This is a genomic window from Microbispora catharanthi (assembly GCF_006334915.2).
Lineage (GTDB): Bacteria > Actinomycetota > Actinomycetes > Streptosporangiales > Streptosporangiaceae > Microbispora > Microbispora catharanthi.
Map to the genome: position 1 here is coordinate 243,771 of NZ_VDMA02000012.1, position 13,680 is coordinate 257,450.

General features: G+C 72.7%; 12 protein-coding genes. 5 read left to right on the top strand and 7 right to left on the bottom strand.

Translation table 11 applies throughout. From position 1 onward, the window contains the following. Window positions 1-67 precede the first annotated feature (67 nt). Entirely contained in the window at window positions 68-373 is a 306-nt protein-coding gene (locus FH610_RS23280) for a DUF6401 family natural product biosynthesis protein (protein WP_139576746.1), read from the top strand. A 70-nt stretch (window positions 374-443) separates the two neighbouring features. Here the strand turns inward: FH610_RS23280 and FH610_RS23285 are convergent, their stop codons facing one another. Beyond that, complete coding sequence (locus FH610_RS23285) at window positions 444-1,598, bottom strand: mechanosensitive ion channel family protein (RefSeq protein WP_139576747.1); 1,155 nt, start codon at window positions 1,596-1,598, stop codon at window positions 444-446. A gap of 146 nt (window positions 1,599-1,744) precedes the next feature. On the opposite strand from FH610_RS23285, the gene FH610_RS23290 reads away from it, so the two are divergent. Beyond that, the gene (locus tag FH610_RS23290; RefSeq protein ID WP_139576748.1) at window positions 1,745-2,170 is read left to right on the top strand and encodes a nuclear transport factor 2 family protein; all 426 of its coding nucleotides are present in this window, start codon (window positions 1,745-1,747) and stop codon (window positions 2,168-2,170) included. 245 nt (window positions 2,171-2,415) lie between these two features. Here FH610_RS23290 and FH610_RS23295 read toward each other — a convergent pair whose 3' ends face one another. Beyond that, window positions 2,416-2,994 carry a TetR/AcrR family transcriptional regulator gene (locus tag FH610_RS23295; RefSeq protein ID WP_139576749.1) on the bottom strand — a complete coding sequence of 193 codons (579 nt, stop codon included), beginning with the start codon at window positions 2,992-2,994 and terminating at the stop codon, window positions 2,416-2,418. A gap of 84 nt (window positions 2,995-3,078) precedes the next feature. Here FH610_RS23295 and FH610_RS23300 point away from each other — a divergent pair, with 84 nt between their 5' ends. Further along, window positions 3,079-3,960: an SDR family oxidoreductase gene (locus FH610_RS23300; protein ID WP_139576750.1), complete on the top strand. Its 882-nt coding sequence runs from the start codon at window positions 3,079-3,081 to the stop codon at window positions 3,958-3,960. Between the two features lie 48 nt (window positions 3,961-4,008). Here the strand turns inward: FH610_RS23300 and atzF are convergent, their stop codons facing one another. From atzF to FH610_RS23320, 4 genes are read right to left on the bottom strand one after another with little or no spacing between them, the layout of a single operon-like run. After that, window positions 4,009-5,664 (bottom strand): allophanate hydrolase, encoded by a 1,656-nt coding sequence (atzF, locus tag FH610_RS23305; RefSeq protein ID WP_139576751.1) that lies wholly within the window; start codon window positions 5,662-5,664, stop codon window positions 4,009-4,011. After that, window positions 5,657-9,199: a 5-oxoprolinase/urea amidolyase family protein gene (locus FH610_RS23310; RefSeq protein ID WP_139576752.1), complete on the bottom strand. Its 3,543-nt coding sequence runs from the start codon at window positions 9,197-9,199 to the stop codon at window positions 5,657-5,659. Before FH610_RS23310 ends, atzF begins: the two co-directional genes overlap by 8 nt. Next, window positions 9,196-9,852: an urea amidolyase associated protein UAAP2 gene (locus tag FH610_RS23315; protein ID WP_139576753.1), complete on the bottom strand. Its 657-nt coding sequence runs from the start codon at window positions 9,850-9,852 to the stop codon at window positions 9,196-9,198. Before FH610_RS23315 ends, FH610_RS23310 begins: the two co-directional genes overlap by 4 nt. Further along, complete coding sequence (locus tag FH610_RS23320) at window positions 9,849-10,664, bottom strand: urea amidolyase associated protein UAAP1 (RefSeq protein ID WP_139576754.1); 816 nt, start codon at window positions 10,662-10,664, stop codon at window positions 9,849-9,851. Before FH610_RS23320 ends, FH610_RS23315 begins: the two co-directional genes overlap by 4 nt. Before the next feature lie 146 nt (window positions 10,665-10,810). Here FH610_RS23320 and FH610_RS45275 point away from each other — a divergent pair, with 146 nt between their 5' ends. Continuing rightward, complete coding sequence (locus tag FH610_RS45275) at window positions 10,811-11,521, top strand: TetR/AcrR family transcriptional regulator (RefSeq protein WP_139576755.1); 711 nt, start codon at window positions 10,811-10,813, stop codon at window positions 11,519-11,521. Here FH610_RS45275 and FH610_RS23330 read toward each other — a convergent pair. Continuing rightward, complete coding sequence (locus FH610_RS23330) at window positions 11,453-13,000, bottom strand: amino acid permease (RefSeq protein WP_139576756.1); 1,548 nt, start codon at window positions 12,998-13,000, stop codon at window positions 11,453-11,455. The genes FH610_RS45275 and FH610_RS23330 overlap by 69 nt on opposite strands. A gap of 212 nt (window positions 13,001-13,212) precedes the next feature. Between FH610_RS23330 and FH610_RS23335 the strand changes: the two genes are divergently transcribed. After that, on the top strand, window positions 13,213-13,677 hold the full coding sequence (locus FH610_RS23335) for a MarR family winged helix-turn-helix transcriptional regulator (RefSeq protein ID WP_205825985.1): 465 nt from the start codon (window positions 13,213-13,215) through the stop codon (window positions 13,675-13,677). Window positions 13,678-13,680 lie beyond the last annotated feature (3 nt).

Genomic DNA, 13,680 nt, shown 5'->3' on the forward strand with positions numbered 1-13,680 from the left:
CGCTGTGCTCCCGGAGGCGCTTATCGTGATGAGGCACCCATCACCCTTGACCCTCCGGGGGACTTCTGTGTCCGAGCAGTCCTGGCCTGTCCGCATCCGTGCCGAGTTCGCGCAGCGCGTCCTTGACCTGCGGCATCAGCATCCCGGGATCCTCGCCTCGCTGGACCAGCACATGACCGCCGTCAAGCACGCCATCGCGGAGCTGGGCGAGCGGGTCGGGCCTGCCTCCCTGCTCGCCTATCTGATCGGCTACTGGGACGGCGCGCGAGAGAAGGGCTGGCGGGCGCCGGGACCGGAGCAGCCGCTCGACTTCGCCACCCTCCGCATGACCGCGGTCTGCCTGCTGCTCGACGCCGCGGCCGAACCCGCCTGACTCCCCACCGCTTCCGGCACAGCGGCGGGGCGCCCCTCCCGATGAGGGACGCCCCGCGCGGCTGAAAGGCTCACCGGCGCGGCGCCGGCGGCTCCTCCGGGGGATTCGGCCGGGAGGAGGTGGGCCGCGCCACCTCACCCGGCGCGTCCTGCGGCATCGGCGGGGTTCCGGGGGCGCCCGGAGGGACCGCGCCCGCCGGGGGGATGGGAGTCGTCGGCGCGCCCGGAGCGACCGGCGGCGTGCTCTCGGGGTACGCGGGCCGGCTCGCCGGCGCCTCCCTGGCGCCCTGCGCGCCCGGGATGTTCCCGCCGACGTTCTGCGGCCGCACGGCGCTCTCCGGCTGCGCGGTGTCCTCCGGCTGCGCGATGTTCTCCGGCTGCGCGATGTTCTCCGGCTGCGCGATGTTCTCCCGGGACGCGGTGCTCTGCGGGTACGCGGTGGAGGCCGGCTGGGCGAAGGCCCCCACCCGCTGCCGCGGCTGCTCGGTCCGCGGCACGGCGACGGTCTCCATCGCGTCGGCGCGGCCACGGCTGTAGGCCGCGGCCTGGGCGCGGATGGTGTCGGTCTCGGCCTCCGCCCGGTTCAGCCAGTGCTCCCAGCGCTGCTGCATGGGCCGGACCAGGCCGCCGCCGACGCCGACGACGAGGATGCCGGCCATGGTGGCCAGGATCGCGATCAGCACGGGCGTGGTGACGGTGGTCGCGACCTCGATCTGGTTGAGCGCGGCGATGACGCCGAGGCCGATGATGAACACCGACGCGATCGTGGCCAGCGTCCGGCCGTACGACAGGGAGCCCAGAGCGGCGGTGATGATGTCCTTGACGGCCCTGGCGATGGCGGTGGCGACCACGATGATGACGATCGCCACGGCGGCCTTGGGCAGCCACGCCACCACTCCGGCGAGCAGGTCGCTGACGGGGTTGGGCCCGAAGACGGAGAAGGCGATCTGCAGCGTGATCAGCAGGATCGCGTAGTAGACGAGTTTCGCGAGCAGGCCGGACGCGTCGTATTTGCTGCGCGCCAGCGCCCGTCCCACGGCCCCGCGTTCGACCCACCGGTCGAACCCGGCACGTTCGAGTACGGCGTCCACAACCTTCCGCAGTGCCGTGGCGACCAGCCAGCCCACCGCGAGGACGACGACGAATGCGAGGAACTTGGGGACGAACGTGGCGACCGACGACCAGGCGTCGGCCACTCCTCTTCCCCAGTCGACCGGAGCGGCCATGGGTCCTCCTGTTGAGAGCCTTCCACGACATACGAGGCTCACGGCTACCCGGTGATCCGCGTCTCATACCCGATTCGTGTCCGGCCCGGCACACAAGGCTTCCGTATGCTGTACGGTACAACGTACGACAGAAAGGGGCGCATTTCGTGTACGAGCCGAGCGACGAGGAACTGAAGAGCGTCGAGGACTGGTTCGCCCAGTACGACGCGGTCGCCGAGCAGGGGGCGATCGAGCGGCTGGCCGACCTCGCGGTCTTCCCGATGAATCTGGCCACCGACGTGCCGGGCGGCTTCGCGGCCGTACGGCAGTGGACGCGCGAGGAGTACGTCGAGGCGATGCGGGAGGCCATGGGCGGCGGAACGGCGGGGCTCGACCTGGAGTCGGCGAGGACGCCGCACTTCCTCAGCCCCAACCTGGTGTTCGTGGAGACCACGGCGACGATGACGGTCGAGGGCCGGCGGGAGAGCATGCACTACGGCGACCTGCTGGTGCGCACCGAGGACGGGTGGGCGTTCCAGACGATGGCACAGGGCGGCTGGGGCCACGGCTGGCCGCCCGCTCGGCGCGGCTGACCGGGCAGAGGGCCCGGAGAAGACAGACCGCCGACGCGACCGCGGCGCGGTCAGCCTTTCACGTGTCGCGAAGGGACGGTGATGCCCGCCCGAACAGCGTGCCGCACCTGGCGGTCGAGGACTGGGACAGGCAGATCGACCTGAACATCAACTGTGCCGGCCGGAGGCATCTGCGGCCGGCACAGCATAGGCATGCGGCATCGTGCCCGGCCGCACCTCCCCGTTCCCCGCCGGCGCAGAATCGATCAACCCAGTGACGCCGTTGCCGCGCGCAGATCCCGCAGGGCGGCCAACGCATGGTGCGCGAGCCCTCGTGCGTCATCACGATCGCCTTCGGACCACTGGGCGTAGCCCCGCTTGAAGGCAAGGACTCCCATCTCGGCCGCGAGGTGCGCGGTCGGGTCCGGCACACCGCGGGCGATGAGCGCGGCGGTCATGGCGGCAGCGAGACCGACGCTCTTGAGGGCGTCTCGCTCCTGAAGTTCGGTGCTGGCCGCCACGGCTGCTTTCAGGCGGGGGCCGAGTTCACGGTTCGCCGGCCCCATGGCGCTGGATGCGCGTTCGAGACCGGCTGCGACCGCCTCGAGCGGGCTCGCGTTCGGGGGCGCCTCGGCGATCCCCTCCGCGAGCAACCGGCTCAGGGTCTCCTGGCCGGCGACCAGCAGCTCACGCTTGTCCGAGAAGTGCCGGAAGAAGGTGCTCTTGGTAACGCCGGCGCGCTCGGCGATCTGCGCCACCGTGGTGGCGTCGTATCCCTGCTCGGTGAACAGGTCGACGGCCGCGACGACGAGTCGCTGGGTCGTCTCCGGTTGCCATCGGGCCATGAACGACATCATAGGTGATGGGACAAGTGTCCCGTCGGTGTGTATGGTGATGGGACAATAGTCTCGTCACTTGGGGAGAGTGTCATGCACGTTTTCGTCACCGGCGGCACCGGCACCATCGGCTCCGCCGTCGTTGCCGAACTGCTCGCCAACGGTCACACCGTTCTCGCGCTGGCCCGCTCGGACAAGTCCGCGCAAGCCCTCGCAGACGCCGGTGCCCAGGTGCTACGCGGACAGCTGGCCGACCTCGACGTCCTGCGGGCCGGCGCCGCGCAGTCCGACGGCGTGATCAGCCTGGCGTTCGGCGGCGACTACAGCACTGACGAGGCCGTCGCGCAGTCGATCGCCGAGGAGAGCGCCGCTCTCGCCGCTCTGGGCGAGGAGCTGCTCGGCAGTGCTCGTCCGATCGTCACGGTCTCGGGCACGCCCTGGGTGCCGGGCCGCCTCTCCACCGAGACCGACCCCGCGGCGACCGAGGGACCGGTGGGCGGTCGCGGCCGTTCGGTCAATGCGCTGCTGGATCTGGCGTCGCGTGGTGTGCGCAGCACGGCTGTCCGCATGCCGCGCACGGTTCACAACGAGGGCAAGGGCGGATTCGCCGGCCTGCTGACGGATCAGGCGCGCCGCACCGGCGTGTCCGGCTACCCCGGCGACGGCGCCCAGCGCTGGCCGGCCGTGCACGCGCTCGACGCGGCGGTCCTGTTCCGGCTGGCTCTCGAGTCGGCACCCGCCGGGACGGTCTGGCACGCCGTGGCCGATGAGGGCGACGCCGTACGAGACATCGCGACCGTCATCGGCCGGCGACTCGGCCTGCCGGTCGAGCCGGTGCCGCAGGAGAACTTCGGCCCGTTCGGCCCGATCTTCGCCATGGACCAGCCGGCCTCCAGCGCCCATACCCGCGAGGTCCTCGGGTGGCAGCCCACGCACCCCAGCCTCCTCGAGGACCTGGAGAACATCCAGCCCTGAGCCCTCCTCACCTGCCGTAGAGGACGAGCCGACCGCCGGCCCAGCGGGTCAGAGATGGACCGCCACGGTTCGGACGTAGGCGCGCCACCCCCCGTGCGCGGTGATGTCGGCCGCGCCCCGCAGCCCTTCCGGAGCGCAGAGGAAGCCGGGCACGTTCGTGCCGTCGGCCAGTTCGACCTGGCCCAGCGTCATCGGGCGGGGAAGAGCCGTGAGCAGGTCGGCCAGCCCTTCGGCGGGAAGTTCCCACACCTCGCACTCGATGGCCGCGCCGTTCCCGGCGACTCGGACGAGCCCGGGTTTGGGCGGGTCGGTGGTCAGGGCGTGCAGCCGGTAGCGCGCGGCGGTCGTGGTGGTGGCCACCAGGCGGGCGCCGCGCGTGGTGAGCTCGTGGTTGAGCGGTTGTCCTGACAGGTGCGCGCCGACCACGGTCAGGCGGACGGCCGGCTGAAGCAGCCGGGCGATGGCGGCCAGGTCGTCGTCGGCGTGGGCCCGGCCGACCAGCATGACCCCGTACGGAAGCCCGTCCACCTGTCCGGCGGGTACGGCGAGCGCGCACATGTCGAAGAGGTTGACGAAGTTGGTGAAGCGGCCGAGGTCGCTGTTGACGCCGACGGGGTCGGCCGCGACCTGCGCCAGGGTGGGATGGCGGGGAGTGACCGGCAGGAGCAGGGCGTCGCGGTCGCCGAGCAGGGACAAGGCCCGCTCGCGCAGTGCCGCGAGCCGTTCCCGGTCGGCGAACAGGCGGTGGGCGGGCAGGTCGCGGGCCGCGGTGATGATGGAGGCGACAGTGGGATCCAGGTCCGGGCCGCCTTTGTCGACGAACGCGCCGACGGCGGTGTAACGCTCGGCGACGAAGGCCCCCTGGTAGAGAAGCGCGGCGGCCTCCAGGAAGGGGGCGGGGTCGATCGGGTGGATCTCGACGCCTGCCGAGGCCAGCCTGCCGGCCGTGGTCTCGAACGCCTCGGCCCAGCCCGGGGCCAGCGTGCCGAGGCCGGCGGTGGCGGGCACGGCCAGCCGCCAGGGTCCGGGGCGGCGGGCCGGGCGGGATGCGGGAGGTGCGGAAGGGGCGGTCATGAGGGCCAGGGCCTGCTGGGCCTCGGGGAGCGTGCGGGCGAAGACGCTGACGCAGTCCAGGCTCCGGCAGGCCGGGACCACGCCTTCGGCAGGGATCAGGCCGCGGGTGGGCTTGATCCCCACGATGCCGTTGAAGGCGGCGGGGACCCGGCCCGAGCCCGCGGTGTCGGTGCCGAGCGCGAGGTCGGCCAGGCCGAGCGCGACGGCGACCGCCGAGCCCGAGCTGGATCCTCCGGAGATCCGGTCCGGGTCGGTGGCGGCGCGCACCGCGCCGTAGGGGCTGCGGGTGCCGACCAGCCCTGTGGCGAACTGATCGAGATTTGTGGTGCCGAGCACGATCGCACCGGCCCCGCGGAGCCGAGCCACGGCGGGGGCGTCGGCGTCCGGACGGTAGGCGTAGGAGGGGCAGCCGGCGGTGGTCGGCAGCCCGGCCACGTCGATGTTGCCTTTCACGGCCAGCAGGCGGCCCGCGAGGGGAAGGTGCTCGCCGCCCGCCACCCGGACGTCCACGGCGGCGGCCTCGGCCTCCACCTCGGCCCGCGGCCGCAGGTCGATCCAGATCTCCGGACGGTCCGTCTTGGCGATCCGGGTGTAGGCCCTGCGGACTCGTTCCAGTGCCGTCTCAGCCACGATCACTCCTCAGCACCACCAGCGGGACGCCGGCCTCCACCTGGTCACCGGGGCCGACCAGGACCCGTTCGACCACGCCGTCGGCGGGGGCCAGGACGGCGGACTCCATCTTCATCGCCTCCAGCACGATCAGCGGCTGCCCGGCGGCGATCCGCCGGCCGGGCGTGACGCTGATCTGCCAGACGCTCGCGGTGAGCTCCGCTTCCACCACCTGGCAACCCGGGGGGAGCTCCAGCTCGGTCTCGGCCTGGCCTTTGGGCTGCTCCACCCGGTCGAACTCGCCCGACGCCTGCCAGGCCGCCCGCTCGGCGGCGAAGGCGGCGGCCTGCCGTTCGCGGAAGGCCGCGATGGAGTCGGCGTGCTCGGCCAGGAAGCGGTGGTAGTCGGCGAGCCGGAACACCCCTTCTTCGATCTTGGGTTCGAGGCGCCCCGCCGCCAGGTCGGCGCGTAGTTCCAGCAGCTCTTCCGCCGTCACCGGATACCAGCGGATGCGGTCGAAGAAGCGCAGCAGCCAGGGGGACCCGGGCTGGAACGCGCCGCGTTGCTGCCAGCTCGACCACACCTGCGTCGTACGGCCCACGAACTGGTAGCCGCCCGGACCTTCCATCCCGTAGACGCACAGATAGGCGCCGCCGATGCCGACGGAGTTCTCGGCGGTCCAGGTGCGGGCGGGGTTGTACTTGGTGGTGACCAAACGGTGCCGGGGGTCGAGCGGGGTGGCCACGGGAGCGCCGAGATAGACGTCGCCGAGCCCGAGGACGAGGTATTCGGCGTCGAAGACGATGCGGTGGACCTCGGCCACGTCCTCCAGGCCGTTCACCCGGCGGATGAACTCGATGTTCGACGGGCACCAGGGCGCGTCGTCGCGCACTCCCGCCATGTAGCGGGCGATGGCCTCCCGGGTGGCGGGGTCGTCCCAGGACAGGGGCAGGTGGACGACGCGGCTGGGCACCTCCAGCTCCCCTGTGGGCGGCAGACCGGCCTCGATGCGGAGCAGTTCGGCCAGCAGATCGCGCTGAGAGAGCGCCGCCGGGTCGAGATGGATCTGAAGCGAGCGGATGCCGGGGGTGAGGTCGACGACGCCGGGCAGGTCTCGGGCGGCGAGCGCCTCCGCCAGGGCGTGCACGCGCATGCGCAGGCCCAGGTCGAGCTCCATCGGCCCGTACTCGACAAGGATGTTGTCGTCCCCGCTGCGCCGGTAGGTGACACAGGGCCGCTCGCCGGTCTCGGGAAGGCGGTGAAGCACGCCGCCGTCGCCGGGAACGCCGATCGCGGGGGGCACGGGGACGAAGGTGACGGTGTCTCCTGGCCGCAGCTGGCCGAGTTTCCAGCGTTCGGAGCTGACGACGGTGGCCGGGCAGACGAACCCGCCGAGCGACGGGCCGTCGGGGCCGAGCACGACCGGCATGTCACCGGTGTAGTCCACGGCGCCCACCGAGTAGGGCGTGTCGTGGATGTTGGAGGGGTGCAGTCCCGCCTCGCCGCCGTCGAGGCGGGCCCAGCGCGGTTTGGGGCCGATCAGGCGGACGCCGGTGCGGGCGGAGTTGTGGTGGACCTTCCACTGGGCGGCGTAGAAGTCGCGGATGTCGTCGTCGGTGAAGAACTCGGGGTTGGCGTGCGGGCCCTCGACCACGCCGATCCGCCAGGCGTGCCCGAACTCGGGCCGCTCCCCTGTTTCGGCGCTGCCGGGGACGAGGCGTCCCTCGTGCCTCAGGCGCTTGAGGGATCCGTGCAGGACGTCTCCGGCGCGCAGGGCCCGGCCGCCGTGGCCGCCGAACCCGCCGAGCGTGAACGTCGCGGCGCTGCCCAGGTAGGCGGGAACGTCGAACCCGCCCGCCATCAGCAGGTAGACGCGCAGTCCCGGCCCTTCGGCGGCGCCGATGTCCAGCACCCCGCCGGCGGGCACGGTGACCGGCTCCCACTGGGGGACGGGCGCGCCGTCCACCGTGACGGGTGCGGGCGCGCCGGTGACGCAGACGGTGGTGGTGTGGCTGAAGCGCAGCGCCGGGCCGCGCAACGTGCACTCCAGTCCGGGTGCGCCGGGGTCGTTGCCCAGGGCGGCGTTGCCGTGCCTGAAGGAGCGGTCGTCCATCGGTCCCGACGGCGGCACGCCCACCTGCCAGTAGCCGGTCCGTCCCGGCCAGTCCTGGACGGTGGTGAGGGTGCCGGGCCGCACCACCTCGATCCGGCGGGAGCCGTCGGCGAGCCCGGCCAGGGTGGCGGTGCCGTGCGTGGCCGCCCGCACGGAAGGATCGTCTACGGCGGCGCGCAGCAGCCCGAGGTTGGTCTCGACACCGTCGATCCTGGTCTCGGCCAGCGCCGCGGCCAGCCGGTCCAGGGCCTGTTCCCGGTCGGCGCCGTGCGCGACGACCTTGGCGAGCAGCGGGTCGTAGGCGCTGCTCACCTGGGTGCCCGTCTCCACCCAGCCGTCCACCCGCACGCCCTCGGGGAACGCGACGCGGGTGAGCAGGCCCGCGCTGGGCCGGTGGTCGCGGCTCGGGTCCTCGGCGTAGACCCGGGCCTCCACGGCGTGACCGACCGCCGCGGGCGGGGTCCGCAGCGCGGCGTGCACGTGGCTCGCGTCGCCCTGGGCCAGGCGCAGCATCCACTCGACCAGGTCGACGCCGTAGATCGCCTCGGTGACCGGGTGCTCCACCTGCAGCCGGGTGTTCACCTCGAGGAAGTACGGCTCGGCGCGCACCGGATCGTAGATGAACTCGACGGTCCCCGCCGACCGGTAGCGCACCGACGCGCACAGGCCCGCCGCGCTCTCGGCCAGCCTGGCCCGCACCAGCGGCGGCAGGCCGGGGGCGGGGGCCTCCTCCAGCACCTTCTGGTGACGCCGCTGCAGCGAGCAGTCGCGGTCGCCGAACGTGACGACGCCGCCCAGGCCGTCGCCGAAGACCTGGACCTCGACATGCCGGCCGCCCTCGACCAGGCGTTCCAGGAACAGCCCGGCCGAGGCGAAGCTCGCGGCGGCCGTGCGCTGCACGCTGTGCCACGCCTCGGCCAGCTCGCCGGCGTCGCGGCAGGCGCGCATGCCGATGCCGCCGCCCCCGCCCGTGGCCTTGAGCATGACCGGGTAGCCGATCTCCCGCGCGGCGCTCAGGGCCGCGTCCAGGTCGGGCAGCAGGCCGGTGCCGGGGAGCAGGGGCACGCCGGCCCGCTCGGCGGCGGCGCGGGCGGTGTGCTTGGTGCCGAACAGGTCGAGCTGCTCGGGAGTGGGACCGACGAAGGCCAGCCCGGCGGCTTCGACCCGGCGCGCGAAGGCGGCGTCTTCGGACAGGAAGCCGTAGCCGGGGTGGATGGCGTCCGCGCCGCTGTCCAGGGCGGCGCGGAGCACCCGGCCGGCGTCCAGGTAGCTCTCCCGGGCGGGGGCGGGGCCGAGCCGTACGGCGTGGTCGGCCAGGCGGACGTGGGCGGCGCCCCGGTCGGCGTCGGAGTAGACGGCGACCGTGCGCAGGCCCAGGCGGCGGGCGGTGGCGATGACGCGGACGGCGATCTCGCCCCGGTTGGCGATGAGGAGGGTGTTCATCGGACCGTCATCCGCACGGGCGTGGGGTCGAAGCCGTTGCACGGGTTGTTGATCTGCGGGCAGTTGGAGATCAGGACCAGCACATCGGTCTCGGCCCGCAGCGTGACGGCGAGGCCGGGAGCGGAGATGCCGTCCACGATGCCGAGCGTGCCGTCGGGTTCGACCGGGACGTTCATGAACCAGTTGATGTTGCTGACCAGGTCGCGTTTGCCGAGCCCGTGGCGGCTGCCCTCGATGAGGAAGTTCTCGACGCAGGCGTGCTGGGAGTAGGTGTGGTGTCCGTAGCGCAGCGTGTTGGACTCCTTGGAGCAGGCGCCGCCGACGGTGTCATGGCGGCCGCAGGTGTCGCCGACGACGGTCATCAGCGGGGTGTGCTCGTTGGACAGCAGCACGCTGCCGGTGGTGAGGAAGATGCCGCCCTGGGCGTGGATGGTGTCGGGGGCGCTGTAGCGGACGGCGGTGTCGTGCGCGTCGTACAGCAGGCAGTCGACGGCCTGGTTGCCGCCGAGGTCGGTGATGGTCAGCTCCTGCCCGGCCCGGATGATCGCCGACCAGGGGGCACGGGCGGGCACGGTCACCTCGAGCACGGGCGCATCAACCACGGGCACATCAACCACGGGCACGTCGAGCGTGGGGACGTCGGGCACGGTCATCGGGTCACCTCGGCGGTGTTGAGGAAGGCGCGGCGGCCTTCGGGGCCGGCCTGCCACAGGGGGTCGCCGGGGCCGGTGGGCCGGGCGCGCCAGGCCAGGACTTCCAGCGGGGTGCAGGTGTAGGCGGGGCGGGGGTCGACGGGGTGGGCGGTGTTGGCGATGAGCACGGTCAGCGGCATCTCGGCGCGCAGGGTGACGGACGCCCCGGGCCCGGCTGAGCCGGTGAAGGTCAGGCCGCCGTCGGGGCCGACCCTGACCCCCTGGAAGAAGGAGATCGACGGGGGCAGGTCCCGGGGCTGGAGTCCGTGCTTGGCGGCGGCCAGCTTGAACAGCTCGCGCCCGGCGGGGGCGGGGCCGTGCGGGGAGCCGTCGCCGTAGCGTTCGGTGTTGCGCCGAAGGGTGGAGACCCCGCACATGGTGTCGTGGCGACCGGAGGTGTCGGCGACCACGGAGGCCAGCACGCGGCCCTGGTCCGACAGCAGCAGGTGGCCTTCGCCGAGGTAGGCGTTCCACAGCACCTTGACGGTGTCGGCGACGTTGAGCCGTTCCCAGGGGCGGCCCTCGACGAAGAGCAGCAGGTGCGCGCAGGCGTCGCCGGCCAGGTCGGTGAGGCGCAGCTCGGTGCCCCGGGCCAGCACCTTGTGGGTGTAGCCGCCCCCGGCGACGGTTTCGGCCCACACGAGGTGGGCGGGGTCGACGCCGTCGGGCGGGGTGGGCCAGTCCGAGGCCGGGAGCACCGGCATGGTGTCGCTTGTGGTGCCTTCCTGTGCTCGGGCGTGCTCGCGCGCGCCGTAGGTCGTGCTGGTCGCCATGACGCGTTCTCCTCTGGGGGGTGAATTTCTGTCGCACGACAGAAATTAGGCGGCGTGTGTTTCCTCTCCTGCGCCCCTGGGTTTCCCGCCCGTTACCGGAAGCGCACAGCCGCGGCGGCCGGTTGGAGGTGTGCGAGGATCGTGCGGTGAGTGCCCGTTCCACCGCGCCCGGCTCCAGCGCGCCCGGCTCCAGCGCGCGAAGGGTCGGCAGGCCGCGAGCCGTCGCCCGGCCGCGAACCGAGCTGAGCCCGCGGGAGGAGATCCTGGCGGCGGCGGCGGAGCTGTTCACGACGCACGGCTACGCGGCGACCTCGACGAGGGCGATGGCCGAACGGGCCGGGATCAGGCAGGCGTCGATCTACCACTATTTCGACGGCAAGGAGGACATCCTCGCCGAACTGCTGGAGAGCACGGTGCGGCCCTCGCTGGAGACCGCCCGCGCCCTGACCGGCGGTACGCCGGAAGAGCGGCTGTGGGAGCTGTGCCACTGCGACGCCAGGCTGCTCTGCTCGGGCCCGCACAACCTTGGCGCGCTCTACCTCCTGCCCGAGGTGCGCACCGAGCGGTTCGCCGCCTTCCGGCGCATGCGCGGCGAGCTCAAGGACACCTACGCGCGGCTGCTGGCGGCCACCACCTCCGGCGCGGCGCTGACGCCCGCCGACCGGGCGCTGCGCACCGATCTGCTGTTCGCGCTGATCGAGGGCGTCATCCTGATCCGCAGGGACGCCCCGGGCGAGATGGCCGCCGACGCCCTGGAGACGCTGGCGGCCGCCACCGCCGACGCGGCGCTACGCCTGGCCGGCGTTCCCGACCGGGATCTGCCCGACCTGCGCAAGACGGGCCGCGGGCCGGCGTAGCCGCCGGTAGAGCGCGCCCAGAGCGACGACCGCCACCAGGAAGAGCAGGGTGAACCACTGGAAGAACCAGTGGCCGGTGATCGGGGCGTACACCTCGGCCCTCGGCCAGGCCAGGTTGACCATCATCGCCAGGCCGTAACAGAAGGCCAGCGCGTTGACCGGCAGGCCCCAGCGGCCCATGCTGAACAGCCGGCTGCCGTCCTCGGCGAACCCGCCCGGCGCCCCGCCCCGCCAGCCGCCGCGCAGGCGCTGGAGCAGCAGAGGGCCCGTCACCATCGCGTACGCCAGATAGAGCAGCACGATGCAGGTGGTGCCGATGGCCAGGAACGCCTCGGGAGAGGCGAAGTTGAGCAGCAGGATGGCCGCCGCGGCCACTCCGGTGACCAGCGCCGGCCCGGTCGGCATCCCGGTGCGGCGCGAGACTCTGGACAGCGCGCCCGACAAGGGCATCGCCCCGTCGCGCGCCATGGAGAACAACATCCTGGTGGCGGCCGTCTGGATCGCCATGGTCGCCACGGTGATCGCCAGCACCACGTCGGCCAGCAGCAGCTTGCCCACCCAGTCGCCCAGGCTGCTGGTGAGCACGTAGGACAGGCCCTCGGCGGCCAGCCTCCCGTCGGTCAGGCTGGGAGCGGCGAGCAGACCCGCGAACAGGATGAGTCCCCCGAGCACCCCGGCCGCCGTGAGCGCGGTCAGGATGGTGCGCGGGGCGACCCGCCGGGGGCTGCGGGTCTCCTCGCTCAGTTCGCCCGCGCTGTCGAACCCGATGAGGACATACGCGGCGGTGAACGAGCCGACCAGCAGCGCGCCGATGGCCCCGCCCTGCCCGCCGGTGCTGAACGTCACGCCGGGACCGTGCTCGGCGTGGGTGAGCAGCAGCACGACGATGAGAATCGCGCCGACGATCTCGGCGGTGACGCCGATGCTGTTGATCCGGGCGAGAACGCGGTTGTCGACGACGTTCACGGTGGTGGTGAGCGCGAGCAGGACCAGGCCGAGAATCGCGGCGTTGGCCGCGCCCGTCGCGGTGGTGGGCGCGGGGTCGCCGCCGACGAGCTGGAAGCCCGGCCAGATCGCGGGCAGCACCACCTGCAGGGCGAGCGCCGCGGCGGCGATCACGACGATCTGCCCGAGAATCATGATCCACCCGGCGAACCAGCCGAACGTCGCCGTGCTGAGCCGGGTGGACCACTGGTAGATGGAGCCGGAGATCGGATAGCGGGCGGCCAGCTCGGCGAAACACAGGGCGACCAGGATCTGTCCGGCCAGCACGACGGGCCAGGTCCAGAAGAAGGCCGGACCGCCGAAGGCGTACCCGAAGGCGAAGAACTGGAAGACCGTGGTCAGTACGGAGATGAAGGAGAAGCCGGCGGCGAAGGAGGCGTACCTGCCCATGCTGCGGTGCAGCTCCTGGCGGTAGCCGAACGTCTGCAGGGCGCTCTCGTCGGTGGGAGGCGAGGAAGGGACGGTGACGGCCATCGGGGCTCCGGGCGCTGGGGGGATTTCTGTCGATTGACAGTTATTTACGGGGCCGTCGTTTCCGCGTCGTCACGAGCACGTTCATCCGCCGTAACGCACTCCTCACCGCTCGCAGCGGCCCGCCGAGCCCTCGGCGAGGGGGCGATGTGGTGCACTCCGCAGGGTTGTATAGGATTCCTATGTAAATTCGGTTCCCGTCCGGAGGAACACCTGTGTCCGTCACCCCGAGTGCCGATCCCCCCGAGGAGTCCCAGGCGGTCGCGGCCGTCCTGGACGACCTCGCGGTGCTCGCCGTACGGCGGCTGTCCGCGCAGAGCGACCTCAGCCTCACGGCCGCGACGACCCTGTCGTACCTGGACCGCAACGGCCCGGAGCGGCTGAGCGTCCTGGCCGCGCGGCAGGCCGTCACCCAGCCGTCGATGACCCAGCTCGTGCAGCGCCTGGAGCGCGAAGGCCTGGTATGCCGGGCGGTCGACGACCTCGACGGCCGCGCGGTGCGGGTCAGCGTCACCGACGCCGGCCGGGCGCTGCTGGCCGAGCGGCGCCGACGGCGCAGAGAGCGGCTCACCGAGATGCTCGGCACGCTGTCCCCCGGCGAGCTGCGTGAGCTGACGCGGGTCGCCGGCGAGTTCCTCCCCCTGCTCCGGCGCCTGCTCCAGGGCACGGCGGACGAGTAGGGA